This window comes from Pseudomonas sp. NMI542_15 (assembly GCF_021283425.1).
Taxonomy (GTDB): domain Bacteria; phylum Pseudomonadota; class Gammaproteobacteria; order Pseudomonadales; family Pseudomonadaceae; genus Aquipseudomonas; species Aquipseudomonas fortuita.
The window spans coordinates 179021-196860 of the sequence record NZ_JAJSRO010000007.1 but is presented as its reverse complement, the minus strand read 5'-3'; the positions used below and the strand labels follow the sequence as shown (position 1 = coordinate 196860).

Below are 17840 nucleotides of genomic sequence, written 5' to 3'. Positions count from 1 at the left end.
GACGCGGGGCTGTCGTGACAGCCCCGCATGCTTGTATTGCTGGAAGCCTCAGCCTACGCGGTAGTTAGGGGCTTCTTTGGTGATCTGCACGTCATGCACGTGGGACTCGGCCATGCCGGCACCGGTGATGCGTACAAATTCCGGCTTGGTGCGCATCTCTTCGATGGTGGCGCTGCCGGTGTAGCCCATGGACGAACGCAGGCCGCCCATCAGCTGGTGGATGATCGCAGCCAGGGCGCCCTTGTAAGGCACACGGCCTTCGATCCCCTCAGGAACAAGCTTCTCGGCGCCGGCCGAGGAGTCCTGGAAGTAACGGTCCGACGAGCCTTGCGCCTGTGCCATGGCACCCAGCGAGCCCATGCCGCGGTAGGCCTTGTAGGAACGGCCCTGGAACAGTTCGACTTCGCCTGGGGCCTCTTCGGTACCGGCAAACATCGAACCCATCATCACGCAGGAAGCACCGGCAACAATGGCCTTGGACAGGTCACCGGAGAAGCGGATACCGCCGTCGGCGATCAGTGGCACGCCAGTGCCTTCCAGTGCGGCAGCAACGTTGGCGATGGCGCTGATTTGCGGCACGCCGACACCGGCAACGATACGGGTGGTGCAGATGGAGCCTGGGCCGATGCCGACCTTGACGGCGTCAGCGCCAGCTTCGGCCAGGGCCTTGGCTGCGGCGCCGGTGGCGATGTTGCCGCCGATCACCTGCACTTGCGGGTAGGTTTCCTTCACCCAGCGAACGCGGTCGATCACGCCTTTGGAGTGACCGTGTGCGGTGTCGACTACCACCACATCAACGCCAGCGGCAACCAGCGCGGCAACACGCTCGCCGGTGTCCTTGCCGGTGCCGACCGCAGCGCCAACGCGCAGGCGACCCTGGTCGTCCTTGCTGGCCAGCGGGTAAGCCTTGGCTTTTTCGATGTCCTTGACGGTCATCATGCCCTTGAGGTTGAACTTGTCGTCAACGATCAGGACCTTTTCCAGGCGGTGCTTGTGCAGCAGCTCGCGGACTTCGTTCTTGTCGGCGCCTTCGCGGACGGTGACCAGACGCTCTTTGGGGGTCATCACGTCGCGGACCTTGGCGTCCAGGCGGGTTTCGAAGCGTACGTCACGGGAGGTGACGATACCGACCAGGTCACCATTCGCCAGCACTGGAACACCGGAGATGTTGTTCAGGCGGGTCAGGTCGAACAGGTCACGCACGGTGGCGTCGGCTTCGATGGTGATCGGGTCCTTGACCACGCCAGCCTCGAACTTCTTGACCTTGCGTACTTCGCCGGCCTGCTGCTCGATGGTCATGTTCTTGTGGATGATGCCGATGCCGCCTTCCTGGGCCATGGCAATGGCCAGACGCGCTTCGGTCACGGTATCCATGGCGGCGGAAACCAGCGGAATGTTCAGCTCGATGCCACGGGTCAAACGGGTCTTGAGGCTGACTTCATTAGGCAGTACCTCGGAATAGCCAGGTACAAGGAGGATATCGTCGAAGGTCAGGGCTTCTTGGCTGATACGCAGCATCGCGGGGGCTCCCGGGCGGGAAAAATGGAAGCGCGCCATTATACTCATCCACGGCGCGCCGCTCAATGCAAAATAAGGGCCTTCGGTCAGCCTTGTGGCAGTTTTACCTGCACCACGGTCACCGGCTGGTCGAGCCAGTCGGCAAAGCTGTCGAGAAAGGCCTGGGTAAACCCGGCCTCGCCCCAGTTGTTGAAGATGAACCCCAGGTTGGAAAAGGCACATGGCTGCAGGTAAATGAAGCCATTGATGTCATCTTCAAAGCCGCACAGCGGGCAGGTGAAGTTGTCGGTCACCGCCGGCGTCCACTCCTCCAGGCTTTCGAACAGCGGCTCGCCCACCTCGCGCCGGCACTCCGGGCAACCGGCCTCTTCGAGAAACCCTTCGGTGGGGGTGTAGATGCAGCGCTTGAGCACCACCTCCATGCCGTTGACCGGCTGGTCGAAGGGCAGTTTTTCCGGATGAAGGGCCACCTTGCGCGCCCCTGCGGCCAGGGCATGGCCCATGCGGTTGCCGGTGCGGCCACAGGTGGTCAGCTGCTCTTCGACGACTTTTTCGCGCACCAGCCAGCGCACGATGGCGCGCGCGCGGGCTTCATGCACCGGGACGGTGGACAGCTTGGGAACGATGATGCTCTGGGTGTTCATGAACGGGACAAGCCTGAAAAACGCCGGTAATGGCGCAATTCTACCGCTCAGGCGCTCAGGTAGCGACCGATCAACGCCAGGCCGCTGGCCAGCACCAGCCAGGTGACCAGGCGAACGAAAGCCTCACGCGACAACCGGTTGGTCAGCCGGCGCCCCACCCAGAGGCCGACGAACATGACTGGCAGCAAGCAGGCGGCGAGCAGCAGCAGGCTTTGGTCGGCATAGACACCGGCGATCAGGAACAGCGAAAGGCGCACTACGGTACTGCAACTGATCAGCGCACTCTGGGTGGCGCGAACCTGTTCCTTTACCTCCAGCCGTGCGCTCAGGTAAAGCGCATAAAGAAACCCGCCACTGCCGAACAGCGCCCCGAACAACCCGCCTGCCGTACCCATCGGCACCGCCCACAAGCCTGACAGGGTGGCCGGCCGGGCCTTCACTGCCAGCCCGTATAACGCATAGGCGGTCACGAACACGCCCATCAACAGCAGCAAAAGGTCGGATTTCAGTTGCAGCAGGAACACCACGCCCAACGTGCAGCCCAGGGCCATGAACGGTAACAGCCGCAACAACTCGCTGCGCACCACATCCCGGCGCGACGGCAGCAGGTTGCCGAACGCGGCAACGAAGTCCAGCAGCACCAGGAGCGGGATGATGCGCGACAACGGCATGAAATGGATCAATATCGGCCCGGCCACCAGCGCGGTACCGAAACCGGCAATGCCGAATACGACATAAGCAACGCCGACACCCAGCAGGATGGGTAGCCAATCGAGGCCGGAAAACGACAGTTGGGCGAGCATGGCAGCGGTTCCTGGGAAGACAGGCAAAGATTAGCCAGACACGAGCCATGCCGACTAATATGCCTTTACTGTCAAACCCATCTCAAAAAGGCATGGCATGACCTCGATCCGCCAGTTGCGTTACTTCGTTGAAATCGCCGAGTGCGGCAGTTTCAGCGCTGCCGCCGAACGGCTGTACATCGCCCAGTCGGCGCTTAGCCGGCAGATCAAGGAGCTGGAGCAGCAACTGGGCACGCCGCTGTTCGAACGCACCGCGCGCCTGCCACGCCTGACACTGGCCGGCGAAGCATTGCTTGAACGGGCGCGGCGCTTGCTGGCCGACCTTGCACAAGCCGAGCGGGTAACCCGCGACATTGGCGAGGGGTTGCAAGGCAGTCTGCGCCTGAACCATTCCAGTACCGTGCCGCTGACCGGCACGCTGCTGGCTCGCCTGGCCGACTACCTGAAAGACAACCCGGGGGTTTCGCTGGAGATTGCGCAGCAGTCTTCGGAGGCACAGCTGGAAGATATTGCTGCCGGGCGGCTGGATATCGGCCTGCTGCGGTTGCCGGTGCTGCGTCAGCACGAAGGTGTGGTGCTGCATGAACTGTTCAGCGAACCCTTGTTGCTGGCGGTCGCTGCCGGGCACCCGTTGGCCAGCGCGCCACGGGTGAAACTGGAGCAGCTGAGGGAAGAGCGCTTCATTTCCATCCCGCACCGGGACCGTGGCGGGCTGAGTTACCTGTCGGCTTCGCTGTGCATGGAGGCAGGCTTCTTCCCGCAAGCGGCGCAGGTGCTGTCGCGCAAGACCACGCAGTTGCAGCTGATTCAGGCGGGGTTCGGGGTGGCGCTGTTGCCGCAGTGCATGCGTGAGATTGCGCCGGCTTCAGTCAGCTTCGTGGCGCTGGACGGTGATTGCCAGAGCACAGTGGCACTGGCCTGTCGTCGCGATGCAGGCCAGATGGTGCGGCAGTTCGTGGCGACGATGCAGGGCTGAAGGCACCGGCTGCGATCTTGTGGGAGCGGCCTTGCGTCGCGAAAGGGCTGCGAAGCGGCCCCAGGTTTTCAGCTTCGCCGCATGAAGTGCCGGGGCCGCGTTGCGGCCCTTTCGCGACGTAAGGCCGCCTCCACAAGGATTGGGTCAAGGCTGGCAGTAGGGGCAAGACAGACAACCGGGGCCGATGTCCTTTATGATGCCTGCCATGATCAAAGACCCCTTCGAACGACTCGGCCTGGACCGTGAGGTCCTTACCGTCAGCCAACTCAACGGCCGCGCCCGCGTGCTGCTGGAAGACGTGTTCCGCAGCGTCTGGGTGGAAGGCGAAATCTCCAACCTTGCCCGCCCGGCATCCGGCCACATGTACTTCACCCTCAAGGACAGCGGCGCTCAGGTGCGTTGCGCGCTGTTCCGGCAGAACGCCACGCGGGTGCGCCAGGCGCTGCGCGACGGCCTGGCGGTGCGGGTACGCGGCAAGGTTTCGCTGTTTGAAGGGCGTGGCGACTACCAGCTGATCCTCGACACCGTCGAGCCGGCCGGCGACGGCGCACTGCGCCTGGCCTTCGAGGCGCTGAAGGAAAAGCTCAGTGCCGAGGGGCTGTTCAGCGCCGAACGCAAAAAACCGCTACCGGCCCACCCTCAACGTATCGGCATCATCAGCTCGCCTACCGGCGCCGTGATCCGCGACATCATCAGCGTGTTCGGCCGCCGCGCTCCACAAGTGGAGCTGAACCTGATTCCCACGGCGGTGCAGGGCCGTGAAGCCATCGCGCAGATCGTGCGCGCCATTCGCCTGGCCGACAGCCTTGGTTTCGACGCGCTGATACTGGCCCGCGGTGGTGGTTCGCTGGAAGACCTGTGGTGCTTCAACGAAGAAGCCGTGGCGCGTGCCGTAGCCGCCTGCGTCACCCCTATCGTCAGCGCCGTGGGCCATGAAACCGATGTGTCGATCAGCGACTTCGTTGCCGACGTACGGGCACCCACGCCGTCTGCCGCCGCGGAGTTGCTGGCCCCCGACAACAGTGGCTTGCAGCAACGGCTGGACGGCCTGCAGCGGCGCCTGCTGCTGCGCATGCAGAACCGCCTGACCCATGACCGGCTGCGCCTGGAATCACTGACCCGGCGCCTGCGCCACCCGGGCGAACGCCTGCGCCAGCAGGCCCAGCGCCTGGACGACCTGGACATGCGCCTGCGCCGCGCTTTCATGCTCAGCCTCAATCAGCGCCGCGAGCGCGTGGCACGCATGGACACGCGCCTGGCCGCGCAGCACCCGGGGCGCAACCTGAAATTGCTGAGCCAGCGCCTGGACAGCCTGGCCGAGCGCCTGCCACGGGCCATGCGCGAGGTGCTGAAAGACCGCCGCCAACGCTTCCAGGCCCAACTGCAAACCCTGCAGGTGGTGAGCCCGCTGGCCACCCTCGCCCGCGGCTACAGCATCCTGCTGGACGACCAGGGCCAGGCCATTCGCAGTGCCGAACAGACCCGCAATGGCCAGCGCCTGACCGCCCGCCTGAACGAAGGCGAACTGCAGGTGCGGGTCGAAGACAACCACCTGACCCCGGTCACCCTCTCATTACTGGACTGACACATGCCCCGCCTGCTCGCGCCCCTGCTCGCCCTCTCCCTCGTGCTGCTCGCCGGCGGCGCCCAGGCCAGCTATATCACCCGCACACTGAACAAGCCGGTGCCGGGTGGCGTGGCGGTGGTTGACCTGGGCCCCGCCACAAGCGCGCCCAGCGCCCGTTTCGACGGCAAGCCGGTGCTGGTGGTGAAGGAGCAGGACAACTGGCTGGCCATCGTCGGCATCCCGCTGACCCAGAAGCCCGGCACTGCCGTGCTGAGCCAGGACGGCCGCACCCTGCCCTTCAGCGTCGGGAGCAAGAAATACCCGGAACAGCGCATCACGCTGAAGAACACTCGCCAGGTCAACCCGAACCCGGCCGACCTCAAGCGCATCGACCGCGAGCTGGCCGAACAGATCAAGGCCTACCGCAGCTTCAGCCCGACCCTGCCAAGCAACCTGGTCCTCGACAAGCCGGTCAACGGCCCGCTGTCGAGCAAATTCGGCGTGCGCCGCTTCTTCAACGGTGAAGAGCGCAACCCGCATGCCGGGCTGGACTTTGCAGTGCCAGCGGGGACACCGATCAAGACACCGGCCAATGGCAAGGTGATCCTGGTGGGGGATTACTTCTTCAATGGCCGCACGGTGTTCGTCGACCATGGGCAGGGCTTTATCAGCATGTTCTGCCACATGTCGAAGATCGATGTGCAGGTGGGGCAATCACTGCGCCGTGGCGAGGTGGTCGGTCGCGTGGGCTCGACCGGGCGGGCAACCGGGCCGCACATGCACTGGAACGTCAGCCTGAATGATGCGCGGGTGGACCCGGCTATTTTCATCGGCGCGTTCCAACCCTGAGACCTGTGCTGCCTATGCTGGCCTCTTCGCGGGTAAACCCGCGAAGAGGCCAGCATAGGCAGCACCCTTACCACTGGGTTGCGCCATCGAAATATACCGCGCAAAAATCACGAAACACTCAACAAATTAAAGCCATAAAATCTCGCCTAATCGCTTTTTTTAAGCATTTCTCTCAATTTTTTCTGGACACTTGCCATCCCTGACCTCTCTGGTTAGGGTTGAGGGCATGAAAACCTTCAGCACCCTCATCCTGCTCCGACAACATCGCAGCCTCTGCCTGGTCAGCGCCCGACTACCAGGCTGAATCGCGTCGCCTCGCCTCTTCATCTCGTTATCGCTCGGCAGGCCCGATCTCGGCCGCACACAAAAGGATTGCTTCCATGACCATGCTCAAAGACCCTTCGAAGAAATACCGCGCCTTTCCGACCATCGACCTGCCTGACCGTACCTGGCCGTCGAAGACCATCACCGCCGCGCCGATCTGGTGCAGCTCCGACCTGCGTGATGGCAACCAGTCGCTGATCGAGCCGATGGATTCGGAGAAGAAACTGCGCTTCTGGAAGACCCTGGTGCAGGTGGGCGTGAAGGAAATCGAAGCGTCGTTCCCGTCTGCCTCGCAGACCGATTTCGACTTCGTTCGCACCCTGATCGAGGACGGCCACATCCCGGACGACACCACCATCCAGGTGCTCACCCAGGCCCGTGAAGACCTGATCGCACGCACCTTCGAATCGCTGCGCGGTGCGAAGAAGGCCATCGTCCACCTGTACAACGCCACCAGCCCGTCGTTCCGCCGCATTGTCTTCAACCAGGACAAGCAAGGCGTAAAAGACATCGCGGTGAACGCCGCCAAGCTGTTCGTCAAGTACGCTGCCCAGCAGCCGGAAACCCAGTGGACCTTCCAGTACTCGCCAGAAACCTTCAGCGCCACTGAAATGGAGTTCGCCAAGGAAGTCTGCGATGCAGTCATCGAGGTGTGGAACCCGACGCCTGAGCACAAGATCATCCTCAACCTGCCGGCCACGGTGGAAGTGTCCACGCCAAACATCTACGCCGACCAGATCGAGTGGTTCTGCCGCAATGTCAGCCGCCGCGACAGCGTGATCATCAGCCTGCACTGCCACAACGACCGTGGCACCGGTATTGCTGCCACCGAGCTGGGCCTGATGGCCGGCGCCGACCGCGCCGAAGGCTGCCTGTTCGGCAATGGCGAGCGTACCGGTAACGTCGACCTGGTGACCTTGGCCCTGAACCTCTACACCCAAGGCATCGACCCGTTGCTGGACTTCTCCGACATCGACGGCGTGCGCAAGGTGGTCGAAGAGTGCAACCAGCTGCCGGTGCACCCACGCCACCCGTACGTGGGCGACCTGGTCCATACTGCCTTCTCCGGCTCGCACCAGGATGCCATCCGCAAGGGTTTCGCCAAGCAGCAGGAAGGCGAACTGTGGGAGGTACCGTACCTGCCAATCGACCCGGCCGACATCGGCCGCAGCTACGAGGCGGTTATCCGCGTCAACAGCCAGTCGGGTAAAGGCGGCATCACCTACCTGCTCGAACAGGAATATGGCATCAGCCTGCCACGCCGCATGCAGATCGAGTTCAGCCAGGTGGTTCAGGGTGAAACCGACCGCCTCGGCCTGGAAATGACCGCCCAGCAGATCTACAGCCTGCTGCACAAGGAATACCTCCAGGCCAACGCGCCATACGCGCTGGTCAGCCACCGCCTGCAGGAAGAAAACGGCCACAGCGCTGTGGAAGTGGAAGTTGCCGGTGAAGGCGAAACCACCCTGCACTGGCGCGGCAAGGGCAACGGTGCCCTCGAAGCCCTGGTAGCCGGCCTGCCGATTGCCGTGGAGATCATGGACTACAACGAGCACGCCATTGGCGCAGGCACCAATGCCAAGGCCGCAGCCTACATTGAACTGCGCGTGGCCGGTGGCCGCCCGGTGCATGGCGTGGGCATCGATGAAAACATCACCACGGCCAGCTTCAAGGCACTGTTCAGCGCGTTGAACCGCTCGCTGAGCCAGCAGGATGCCAAGGCAGCCTGAGCACGCTTGCGAAAAGAAAAAGCCCGCTGTTGAAAGCGGGCTTTTTCCATTATTCGGGGCAAAAAAAAGGGGCGCCGACCAAGCGCCCCACAAGCCGTAAAGCACACAACAAATTCAGTTGGCGTCCAGCAGCGCCATCGCCTCGGCACTGCACGCTTCGATCCGCGCCCAATCGCCGTTCTTGATCCAGCTGCTGTCGAGCATCCAGGTCCCCCCCACGCACATTACATTGGGCAAGGCCATGTAGTTACGCACGTTGGCCGGGTTCACGCCGCCGGTTGGGCAGAAGCGAATATCGCCGAACGGGCCACCAAAGGCCTTGATCGCCGCCACGCCGCCGCTGATTTCGGCCGGGAACAACTTGAACCGGCGGTAGCCCAAGGCATAGCCCATCATGATTTCGGATGGCGTACTGATGCCCGGCAGCAGCGGGATTTCACTGTCCACGCCCGCCTTCAGGATGTCCTGGGTAATGCCCGGGGTAACGACGAACTGTGCTCCGGCAGCCTCGACAGCGGCGAACATACTGCGGTCGAGCACGGTACCCGCGCCTACGCACAACTCCGGGCGCTGTTCACGCAGCACCTGAATGGCTTTGAGCCCATGCTGCGAACGCAGGGTCACTTCCAGGGTACGGATCCCACCGGCGGCCAGGGCATCGGCCAGCGGCAGGATGTCTTCCTCACGGGCGATGGTGATTACCGGCAGGATGCGCGCCTGTTCGCAAATGGCGTCGATCCGGGCGGCTTTGGCGGCCATCGAGAGCTTTGGCTGTGGGCGTTCGAGGGTGGTCATGACAGTGGATCCTTGGCTCATGGGCACCAGTAGATGTCCAGGGGGTCGTGAAGAAAAGCGCGAATCGGCATTTCAGTAAGGTCGTTGCCAGCCAGCGCGGCGCGCAGGGTAGCGAGTTTGCCCGGCCCTTGCACGGACAGCGCTGTGAAGGCGGCGCTGGCCAGCAGCGAGCGGGTCATCGACAGGCGCTGGTGCGGCACGCTCGGCGCCAGCAACGGCAGGCAGCGACGCCCGCTGGCGAGGTCCAGGCCTGCTTTCAGGTTTGGGCTGCCAGGGAACAGCGAGGCGGTATGGCCATCATCACCCATGCCCAGTACCAGCACGTCGATTGGCGGCAGTGCAAGCAGAGCCTGGTCGGCCTTGCCAGCTGCGGTATCGAGGTTGTCCGCCTGCTGGTACAGGCCGACAAAGCGGGCCTTGGCTGCCGCGCCTTTGAGCAGATGGCGGGCCAACAGCCCGGCGTTGCTGTCAGCGTGCTCCACCGGCACCCAGCGCTCATCGGCCAGGCTGACGGTGACCTTGGCCCAGTCCAGGGTTTCACTGGCCAACTGCTCAAGGAATGGCACCGGGCTGCGGCCACCCGACAGCACCACGCAGGCCTGGCCCTTGGCAGCAATCGCTGCACGAAGGCGTTCGGCAACATCTTGGGCCAGGGTGGCAGCCAACGCCTTGGCATCCGCCAGGTCGTGAACCTTCACAGTCGCTGGAAAATTCAATTCAGATATCTCCATACCACGCCCTCCCATCGCGTGTGATCAAAGCTATCGAGCTCATCGGCCCCCAGGAGCCCGCCGCGTAAGGCTTGGGCGCATCGCCTGCATTACGCCAGCCGGCAATCAACTGGTCGCACCACTTCCAGGCATATTCGATTTCGTCCTTGCGCACGAACAGGTTCTGGTTACCGCGCATCACTTCGAGCAACAGGCGTTCGTAAGCGTCCGGAATCCGCGTGCTGCGCCAGGTGTCGGAAAAATTAAGCTGCAACGGGCCACTGCGCAGTTGCATGCCTTTGTCCAGGCCCTGCTCCTTGGTCATCACCCGTAAAGAAATACCCTCGTCCGGTTGCAGGCGGATGATCAGCTTGTTGCCGACTTGCAAACGCTGTTCCGGGGCAAAGATGTAGTGGGGCGTTTCCTTGAAGTGAATGACGATCTGCGACAGCTTCTGCGGCATGCGCTTGCCGGTACGCAGGTAGAACGGCACGCCCGACCAGCGCCAGTTGCGGATGTCGGCACGCAGGGCGACGAAGGTTTCCGTGTCGCTGCTGGCGTTGGCGTTGTCTTCTTCCAGGTAACCCGGCACCGGCTTGCCCTCGCTGTAGCCGGCAATGTACTGACCACGCACCACTCGGGTGCTCAAACCCTCGCCAGTGATCGGTGCCAGGGCCTTGAGCACCTTCACCTTTTCGTCACGAATGGCATCGGCGGACAGCTCGCTCGGCGGGTCCATGGCGATCAGGCACAGTAACTGCAACAGGTGGTTCTGGATCATGTCGCGCAACTGGCCAGCCTTGTCGAAATAGCCCCAGCGGCCTTCGATACCCACCTTTTCGGCCACGGTGATCTCCACGTGGGAGATGGAATTCTGGTTCCACTGGGTTTCGAACAGGCTGTTGGCGAAGCGCAGCGCAATCAGGTTCTGTACCGTCTCCTTGCCCAGGTAGTGGTCGATGCGGTAAACCCGGTTTTCGGGGAAGAACCGTGCCACGGCATCGTTGACCCGGCGTGACGACTCCAGGTCGTGGCCGATGGGCTTTTCCAGCACCACCCGGGTACGCGGAGCCAGCCCGGCCTTGTCGAGGTTTTCGCAAATGGCCCCGTACACCGCTGCCGCCGTGGCGAAGTAAGCGATCAGCGGCAGTTCGCCCGGCAGCTGCTCGGCCAGTGCCTGGTAACCCTCGGGTTGCAGAAAGTCCAGGTGCTGGTAGCTCAACCGGGCCAGGAAACGGCCTAATGCAGCAGGCTCGATATCGGCCTCGGGCACATGCCGGCGCAAGTGGGCTTCGATGCTGTTCAGGTGCTCCTGTGCGCTGCCTGCCTCGCGGGCCAGCGCCAGCAGGCGCGTGTCGGGGTGCAGCAGGTTAGCCCGGTCGAGCTGGTAGAGCGCAGGAAACAGCTTGCGCAATGCCAGGTCACCGAGGGCGCCAAACAGGGCAAATGTGCAAGGTTCGACACTGATTGCAGCCATGATGTAGGTTCTTTCCTAAAGTTGGTCTAGGAATACCGCTTTCACATACGGTTTTCAAGGGATAATGTAGTAAAAACCACAACATTACACACAAGTATTACAGACAAGTGGTGCGCCATCCGCACCAACAGTACGATAGACGACCGTGCAAAAAGCCTGCTGCTTCGCCAGCCGGCTGTCTTCCCGACCCAAGGACACACCCATGGACCGCGTGCGAAACCTCCTGGAACAGATCCAGGGACGCCTCGACGAGCTGAACAAGGCCGAACGCAAAGTCGCCGAAGTCATCCTGCTCAACCCGCAACAAGCCACCCGTTTCAGCATTGCTGCGCTGGCACAGGCGGCCAAGGTCAGCGAACCGACCGTCAACCGCTTCTGCCGCTCGTTCGGCGTCAGCGGTTACCCCGAACTCAAGCTGCAGCTGGCGCAGAGCCTGGCCAGCGGCGCCGCTTACGTCAGCCGAGCGGTAGAGGCCGACGATGACCCGGCAGCCTACACCCAGAAAATCTTCGCCAGTGCCATCGCCTCGCTCGACGGCGCGTGCCAGCTACTGGACCCGCAGCAGGTCAGCCGTGCCGTGGACATGATGATCCAGGCCAGGCAGATCCACTTCTTCGGCCTGGGCGCCTCAGCCCCGGTGGCCCTGGATGCGCAGCACAAGTTCTTCCGCTTCAACCTGGCTGTATCGGCCCACGCCGATGTGCTGATGCAGCGCATGCTGGCCTCAGTGGCCCATACCGGCGACCTGTTCGTGATCATTTCCTACACCGGGCGCACCCGCGAACTGGTCGAAGTGGCCCGCCTGGCCCGCGAAAACGGCGCCTCGGTGCTGGGCCTGACTGCCGCCGGCTCGCCACTGGCCAATGCCTGCAGCCTGAGCCTGCACATTCCGTTGCCGGAAGACACCGACATCTACATGCCGATGACCTCACGGATCATCCAGCTGACCGTGCTCGATGTGCTGGCTACCGGCATGACCCTGCGCCGCGGCGTCGACTTCCAGCCACACCTGCGCAAGATCAAGGAAAGCCTGAACGCCAGCCGCTACCCGATCGAGGACGACGAACTCAACTGAGCCGGTGCGCCTGCAGGCGCAGGTGGGCACGCTGCCCCGGCGCCAGGCTCAGGCCCTCGCCACTGCCACTGGCGGCCTCGACGCAGACAAAACGCTGGCTTTCACGGCCAGTCACGCCCATCAACGGTCGGTTACCCGGGTGCCAGACCACGGTGTCATCGCTGTCACCGGTGTCAATGCACAGCTCGCGCTGCCAGGCCGGGTCCTGCAACTGCACCCGCGGCGTGCCCGGGTAGACCTTCTGGCAGCCACCCTTGAGCTTCAGCGCGCCATCTTCACGGCAGGCCTGACGATTCAGGCGGTCATAACCTTCGATATCCTCCAGCCCGGACAGCGCTATCTCGGAGACGTCACTGATCCGCCAATAGGCCAGCAATGCATGGCTCAGCTGGCAAGGTTCGCTGTCCTGGTGCTCGGTACTCAGGCTCAGTTCCATACGGCTACCCAGCCTGGCGTGCAGGTCGACCTGCCAGTCGCACAGGTCCAGGCGCCACTTCAAGGTAACGCCCTCCTCGTCTTCGCGGCTGTCTACGAGCTTCCAGTCCAGCAAACGCGCCCAGCCGTGGGCTGGCCACAGGTCCTCGCTGGGGTGGCGGCCATACCACGGCCAGCACACCGGCACGCCGCCACGGATCGCCCCCACCTGCGGCCACTGCTCGGCGCACCACAGCCACGGCCGCTCACCTGCCGGCTGAAAGTGCAGCAGTTGCGCGCCCTGGCGGCTGAATACCGCCTGGCAACGGGGGTGATCAATGATCAGCACATCGCGCTGCTGGTAACGCTCCCACTCGAATGTCGGCCTTGGCCGCTGCGAGGAAAAGAAGCGATGGAGCGGATGTTCGGGCATGGTTCAGAGCTCTTGTTGTTTGAGATAGCGCTGTCTCGGCCTATCCCCGACAACCACTGCAGGCCAGTGGGTGCCGGGAACCGAAAAGGGATTGGCGTAAATTTACAACAAATGGCCTCAGAATGACGACTGAATCTTCAAGCCTGCGACCAGCGCGTTGTCCACTTCATCCACCCCGCCCGGGCTCTTGATGTACTGCAGGTTAGGCCGCACGGTCAGCCAGTTGGTGACGTGGAAGCCGTAGTAGAGCTCGGCGTTGTACTCGGTGCGTTGCAGCGGCACGAAGCCTGGGTTGTCGTAATCGTTGATACCACTCTGGGCGTTGAGCAGTTCGGCGCGTTTCTTCACGTCGTCATTCACATGAATACGCGCCACACCGAAGCCGATGTCATCCTTGGGCCGGGCGTCGAAGGCGCCTTTGTAGACCAGCCCCACCTGCTGGTAGTTGTCGACCACGTTGGTGGCCTTGTCGTGCACGGTGAAGTTGGCGAACAGGCTGAGGCCGCGGTTGACGTCGCCACCATGATCCGTGACCTGCTGCTGCGCCACTACCCACCAGCCATGCTTGCTGGAGTGCGACTTGAAGGCCCCGCCAGTCAGCGCCTGCGGGTTGCCGTTGACGTCGTCGAACACATCGTCGGCCTTGGCCGTGCTGTAGTAGTAACCCAGGCGGTACTCACCCGGCAGGCCGTTGACCTTGGGCGACCACACCGCCTCCACCGGCAGGATTGCCCCCTTGGTGCCGCTGCCGCTGAGCTTGAAGCCGTTGCCGGTTTCCAGGTTGGAGGGGTTCTGCTCGAAGGCGCCGACCTGTACGAAGAATTCCGGGGTGATGTTGTATTTCACCCGCAGCGCCCACTGGCTGACCGGCCAGTTGTACCAGATGCCGCCCACCCAGTTGCCCACCTGAGAGCCGCAGAAGGCCAGGTTCTGGAAGTCGCAAGGGAAGCTGTTGAAGTCCTCGCCCTCGCCGAAGCGGCCGAATTTGACGTCCAGGGCACCGTCGAAATACTTCTGCTTGAACCACATCTGGGTCAGACGCCAGGTCTGTCCTCGGCCCCACACTTCCTGCACCGAGCTGAACTGCCCGGCGCGCGGGTCGCTGATACGGTCGTTGGACAGGTTGCGGCCGCTGCGCTCGGTGATCGCCAGCTTGAACTCGGCATCGTGCCAACCAAAGATCTTCTGCAGGTCCAGGTGTGCGCCAAGGGCGAACTGGTCGCTGTAGCGTGCAGTCTTGTCGTCGTTGTAGCCACCGTGCAGGTTGCCGGCCACCTCGCCGACGTAGTCGAGGGTGAAGTCGTAGCCCTTCTCCAGCAACTCGGTACGGGTGCCGCCCCAATCGCCGGTCATCCACTTCGATTCACTGGAAAAAGCCTCGGCAGCCTGCGCGCCGCTGCTGCCGACAACGGCGAGCAAAGCCAGCGAGCCCAATGTCCTGATACGTTTGCGCTGTTCCATCCCTATGCGTCCTCTTTTTTCTTATTGATGGTGTAGACGAGTCAACGGCCTTTGAAGTGAGCCACGTTGTCCTTTGCGGTTGCGTCCGTGCTGGCCAGGCGTATGCGCTCGCCACTGTCGGCGTCGAACAGCAGCACCCGGGCCGGGTCGAATTGCAGGTTGAGGGTGTCACCCACGCGGCACGCCACATCCGGCGCCAGGCGGCAGCACACCTTGGTCTGGTTGAGCGTGACGAACACCAGCAGGTCCGGCCCGGTAGGTTCGGTTACCTGCACCTCGGCACGAATGCCCGGCAGGCCGTTGCACTCGCCGTCGCCCAGGGCGATCTGCTCGGGGCGGATGCCAAGGATGAGGTCGCGGCCATCCAGCTCGCCATCGGCCACCCCCAAGGGCAGCTCACAGCGCGCCTGGCCACTGTCAAGCACGGCCCGCAGGCGCCCCTGCTGTTGCGTGAGGCGCACCGGGATGAAGTTCATCGGCGGCGAACCGATGAAGCTGGCCACAAACTGGTTGGCCGGGTCGTTGTAGATCTGCTGCGGGGTGCCGAACTGCTGGATGATGCCGTCCTTCATCACCGCCACCTTGTCACCCAGGGTCATGGCCTCGATCTGGTCATGGGTGACGTACACGGTGGTGGTCTTCAGGCGCTGGTGCATCAGTTTCATTTCGGTGCGCATCTCGACCCGCAGCTTGGCATCGAGGTTGGACAGCGGCTCATCGAACAGGTAGATCTTCGGCCGCCGCGCCAGCGCCCGGCCCATGGCTACCCGTTGCTGCTGACCACCGGACAGCTGTGCCGGCTTGCGCGCCAGCAGGTGCTCGATCTGCAGCAGCTTGGCGACCCGCGTCACTTCTTCATCGATGGCCGCCTGCGGCATCTTGCGGATCTTCAGGCCAAATTCGATGTTCTCGCGCACGCTCATGGTCGGGTACAGCGCGTAGGACTGGAACACCATGGCGATGTCACGGTCCTTGGGGCTCATGCCACTGACGTCCTGCTCGTCGATGAGGATCGCACCGCCGGTGATCTGCTCCAGGCCGGCGATGCAGTTCATCAAGGTCGATTTGCCACAGCCAGAGGGGCCGACCAGGATCAGGAACTCGCCATCTTTGATCGACAGCTGGATGTCCTTGAGGGTGTCCGGCAGGCCGCTGCCGTAGGTCTTGTTCACATTGCGAAGTTCGAGCGTTGCCATGACTTACCCCTTTACCGCGCCGGCCGTCAGCCCGCGCACGAAATATTTGCCAGCCACCACATACACCAGCAGGGTTGGCAGGCCGGCGATCATCGCTGCAGCCATGTCGACGTTGTATTCCTTGGCCCCGGTGCTGGTATTGACCAGGTTGTTCAGGGCCACGGTGATCGGTTGCGAATCACCGCTGGAAAACACCACGCCGAACAGGAAGTCATTCCAGATCTGGGTGAACTGCCAGATCAGGCAGACCATGATGATGGGCGTGGACATCGGCAGGATGATGCGCCGGAAGATGGTGAAGAACCCGGCCCCGTCCAGGCGCGCGGCCTTGACCAGTGCATCGGGGATGCTCACGTAGAAGTTGCGGAAAAACAGCGTGGTGAAGGCCAGGCCGTAGACCACGTGCACCAGCACCAGGCCGCCGGTGGTGCTGGCCAGGCCCAGCTTGCCGAGGGTGAACGAGGCCGGCAGCAGCACGGTCTGGAATGGCAGGAAGCAGCCGAACAACAGCAGGCCGAAGAACAGCTGCGAGCCACGGAAGCGCCACATCGACAGCACATAGCCGTTCAGCGCGCCAATGGTGGTGGAGATCAGCACCGCTGGCACGGTGATCATGATCGAGTTCCAGAAATAACCGCTGACCGTGCCCCAGGCCTTGACCCAGCCAATGCCGGTAATCACCGCCGGCCAGCTCAGCAGGTTGCCGGTGCTGATGTCTTCGGGGGTCTTGAAGCTGGTCAGCAGCATTACCACCAGCGGCACCAGGTACAACAGCACAGCGATCCACAACACCGCGTGGATGGCGATGCGGCTGAGGCTGAGCGCCGGTTTGTCGACAGGGCTATGCATGGCGTTTGCTCCGCAGCTCCGAGTACAGGTACGGCACGAGGATCGCCAGGATCGCCCCGAGCATGAGGATGGCGCTGGCCGAGCCCATGCCCATCTGGCCGCGGCTGAAGGTGAACGAGTACATGAACATTGCCGGCAGGTCGGACGAGTAACCCGGGCCGCCGGCAGTCATCGCCGCCACCAGGTCGAAGCTCTTGATGGCAATGTGCGAGAGGATCATCAGTGCACTGAAGAACACCGGGCGCAGGCTGGGCAGCACCACGGTCCAGTAGATGCGCGGCAGGCTGGCGCCATCCATCTGCGCCGCACGGATGATCGAAGGATCGACGCCCCGCAGGCCGGCCAGGAACATTGCCATGATGAAGCCCGAAGCCTGCCACACTGCGGCGATCACCAGGCAATACACCACCCGGTCGGGGTCGATCAGCCAGTCCAGGCGAAAGCCCTCCCAACCCCAGTCGCGCAACAGTTTGTCCAACCCCATGCCGGGGTTGAGCAGCCACTTCCAGGCAGTGCCGGTAACGATCATCGACAGCGCCATGGGGTACAGGTAAATGGTGCGGATGAAGCCCTCACGGCGGATGCGCTGGTCCAGCAGCACCGCCAGCAGTACGCCGATGGCCAGGCTGATGCCGATGAACAGGCCACCGAACAGCAGCAGGTTCTTGCTCGCCACCCACCAGCGGTCGTTGTCGAACAGCCGGGCGTACTGCGCAAGGCCTGCCCATTTGTAGGTGGGCAGAAAGGTCGAGGTGGTGAAGGACAGCACGAAGGTCCAGAGGATGTAGCCGTAGAAGCCCACCAGGACGATCAGCATGCTGGGTGCCAGCACCAGCTTGGGCAGCCAGCGCTGAAGCGCGTCCAGGGGTGAGGCCCGCAGTTGGGCGGTAGACGTGATCATGGTTCACCTCAAAGGTACCGCACTCCCCTGTAGGAGCGGCCTTGCGTCGCGATGGGCTGCGCAGCAGCCCCAACGGACCCAAGGTCAACACCTACCTGGAAGATCGAGTGCGCAGGTT

General features: G+C 63.0%; 16 protein-coding genes. 5 read left to right on the top strand and 11 right to left on the bottom strand.

Annotation, left to right across the window (positions count from 1 at the left end):
* Positions 1–48 precede the first annotated feature (48 nt).
* The 3 genes from guaB to LU684_RS13370 form a co-directional block, all read right to left on the bottom strand.
* Positions 49–1518: an IMP dehydrogenase gene (gene guaB, locus LU684_RS13380; RefSeq protein WP_012270723.1), complete on the bottom strand. Its 1470-nt coding sequence runs from the start codon at positions 1516–1518 to the stop codon at positions 49–51.
* 86 nt (positions 1519–1604) lie between these two features.
* Positions 1605–2162 (bottom strand): hypothetical protein, encoded by a 558-nt coding sequence (locus LU684_RS13375; protein WP_016485108.1) that lies wholly within the window; start codon positions 2160–2162, stop codon positions 1605–1607.
* 47 nt (positions 2163–2209) lie between these two features.
* A complete protein-coding gene (locus LU684_RS13370; protein ID WP_023047717.1) occupies positions 2210–2965 on the bottom strand; it encodes a sulfite exporter TauE/SafE family protein in 756 nt (251 codons plus the stop codon).
* A gap of 97 nt (positions 2966–3062) precedes the next feature.
* On the opposite strand from LU684_RS13370, the gene LU684_RS13365 reads away from it, so the two are divergent.
* The 4 genes from LU684_RS13365 to leuA all read left to right on the top strand — a co-directional run bounded on the left by LU684_RS13365 (position 3063) and on the right by leuA (position 8411).
* Entirely contained in the window at positions 3063–3941 is an 879-nt protein-coding gene (locus tag LU684_RS13365; RefSeq protein ID WP_016485106.1) for a LysR family transcriptional regulator, read from the top strand.
* 205 nt (positions 3942–4146) lie between these two features.
* Entirely contained in the window at positions 4147–5526 is a 1380-nt protein-coding gene (gene xseA / locus LU684_RS13360; protein WP_024717654.1) for an exodeoxyribonuclease VII large subunit, read from the top strand.
* 3 nt (positions 5527–5529) lie between these two features.
* Complete coding sequence (locus LU684_RS13355) at positions 5530–6357, top strand: M23 family metallopeptidase (RefSeq protein WP_016485104.1); 828 nt, start codon at positions 5530–5532, stop codon at positions 6355–6357.
* 380 nt (positions 6358–6737) lie between these two features.
* A complete protein-coding gene (gene leuA / locus LU684_RS13350) occupies positions 6738–8411 on the top strand; it encodes a 2-isopropylmalate synthase (protein ID WP_023048427.1) in 1674 nt (557 codons plus the stop codon).
* A gap of 114 nt (positions 8412–8525) precedes the next feature.
* Here leuA and LU684_RS13345 read toward each other — a convergent pair whose 3' ends face one another.
* From LU684_RS13345 to zwf, 3 genes are read right to left on the bottom strand one after another with little or no spacing between them, the layout of a single operon-like run.
* Entirely contained in the window at positions 8526–9206 is a 681-nt protein-coding gene (locus LU684_RS13345) for a bifunctional 4-hydroxy-2-oxoglutarate aldolase/2-dehydro-3-deoxy-phosphogluconate aldolase (RefSeq protein WP_016485102.1), read from the bottom strand.
* 17 nt (positions 9207–9223) lie between these two features.
* Complete coding sequence (gene pgl, locus LU684_RS13340; RefSeq protein WP_016485101.1) at positions 9224–9937, bottom strand: 6-phosphogluconolactonase; 714 nt, start codon at positions 9935–9937, stop codon at positions 9224–9226.
* Entirely contained in the window at positions 9924–11393 is a 1470-nt protein-coding gene (zwf, locus tag LU684_RS13335; protein WP_016485100.1) for a glucose-6-phosphate dehydrogenase, read from the bottom strand. The genes pgl and zwf overlap by 14 nt, the downstream gene beginning before the upstream one ends.
* 211 nt (positions 11394–11604) lie before the next feature.
* Here zwf and hexR point away from each other — a divergent pair, with 211 nt between their 5' ends.
* The gene (gene hexR / locus LU684_RS13330) at positions 11605–12468 is read left to right on the top strand and encodes a DNA-binding transcriptional regulator HexR (RefSeq protein WP_172455959.1); all 864 of its coding nucleotides are present in this window, start codon (positions 11605–11607) and stop codon (positions 12466–12468) included.
* Here the strand turns inward: hexR and LU684_RS13325 are convergent.
* From LU684_RS13325 to LU684_RS13305, 5 genes are all read right to left on the bottom strand, one after another.
* Positions 12461–13315 (bottom strand): D-hexose-6-phosphate mutarotase, encoded by an 855-nt coding sequence (locus LU684_RS13325; protein WP_016485098.1) that lies wholly within the window; start codon positions 13313–13315, stop codon positions 12461–12463. The genes hexR and LU684_RS13325 overlap by 8 nt on opposite strands.
* 117 nt (positions 13316–13432) lie before the next feature.
* Positions 13433–14776: a carbohydrate porin gene (locus LU684_RS13320; RefSeq protein ID WP_060517584.1), complete on the bottom strand. Its 1344-nt coding sequence runs from the start codon at positions 14774–14776 to the stop codon at positions 13433–13435.
* A gap of 41 nt (positions 14777–14817) precedes the next feature.
* The gene (locus LU684_RS13315) at positions 14818–15972 is read right to left on the bottom strand and encodes an ABC transporter ATP-binding protein (RefSeq protein WP_232894721.1); all 1155 of its coding nucleotides are present in this window, start codon (positions 15970–15972) and stop codon (positions 14818–14820) included.
* A 3-nt stretch (positions 15973–15975) separates the two neighbouring features.
* Positions 15976–16821, bottom strand: coding sequence for a carbohydrate ABC transporter permease (locus LU684_RS13310; protein WP_209953365.1), 846 nt, complete (start codon positions 16819–16821; stop codon positions 15976–15978).
* Positions 16814–17722: a carbohydrate ABC transporter permease gene (locus LU684_RS13305; RefSeq protein WP_232894720.1), complete on the bottom strand. Its 909-nt coding sequence runs from the start codon at positions 17720–17722 to the stop codon at positions 16814–16816. The genes LU684_RS13310 and LU684_RS13305 overlap by 8 nt, the downstream gene beginning before the upstream one ends.
* Positions 17723–17840 lie beyond the last annotated feature (118 nt).

Excerpts from the sequence above, each read along its gene's own strand:
- LU684_RS13375 (WP_016485108.1), bottom strand. The coding sequence starts at position 2,162 with ATGAACACCCAGAGCATCATCGTTCCCAAGCTGTCCACCGTCCCGGTG.
- LU684_RS13305 (WP_232894720.1), bottom strand. The coding sequence starts at position 17,722 with ATGATCACGTCTACCGCCCAACTGCGGGCCTCACCCCTGGACGCGCTT.
- LU684_RS13355 (WP_016485104.1), top strand. The coding sequence starts at position 5,530 with ATGCCCCGCCTGCTCGCGCCCCTGCTCGCCCTCTCCCTCGTGCTGCTC.
- LU684_RS13320 (WP_060517584.1), bottom strand. The coding sequence starts at position 14,776 with ATGGAACAGCGCAAACGTATCAGGACATTGGGCTCGCTGGCTTTGCTC.
- LU684_RS13365 (WP_016485106.1), top strand. The coding sequence starts at position 3,063 with ATGACCTCGATCCGCCAGTTGCGTTACTTCGTTGAAATCGCCGAGTGC.
- LU684_RS13315 (WP_232894721.1), bottom strand. The coding sequence starts at position 15,972 with ATGGCAACGCTCGAACTTCGCAATGTGAACAAGACCTACGGCAGCGGC.
- pgl (WP_016485101.1), bottom strand. The coding sequence starts at position 9,937 with ATGGAGATATCTGAATTGAATTTTCCAGCGACTGTGAAGGTTCACGAC.
- LU684_RS13345 (WP_016485102.1), bottom strand. The coding sequence starts at position 9,206 with ATGACCACCCTCGAACGCCCACAGCCAAAGCTCTCGATGGCCGCCAAA.
- LU684_RS13325 (WP_016485098.1), bottom strand. The coding sequence starts at position 13,315 with ATGCCCGAACATCCGCTCCATCGCTTCTTTTCCTCGCAGCGGCCAAGG.
- LU684_RS13370 (WP_023047717.1), bottom strand. The coding sequence starts at position 2,965 with ATGCTCGCCCAACTGTCGTTTTCCGGCCTCGATTGGCTACCCATCCTG.
- xseA (WP_024717654.1), top strand. The coding sequence starts at position 4,147 with ATGATCAAAGACCCCTTCGAACGACTCGGCCTGGACCGTGAGGTCCTT.
- leuA (WP_023048427.1), top strand. The coding sequence starts at position 6,738 with ATGACCATGCTCAAAGACCCTTCGAAGAAATACCGCGCCTTTCCGACC.
- zwf (WP_016485100.1), bottom strand. The coding sequence starts at position 11,393 with ATGGCTGCAATCAGTGTCGAACCTTGCACATTTGCCCTGTTTGGCGCC.
- LU684_RS13310 (WP_209953365.1), bottom strand. The coding sequence starts at position 16,821 with ATGCATAGCCCTGTCGACAAACCGGCGCTCAGCCTCAGCCGCATCGCC.
- guaB (WP_012270723.1), bottom strand. The coding sequence starts at position 1,518 with ATGCTGCGTATCAGCCAAGAAGCCCTGACCTTCGACGATATCCTCCTT.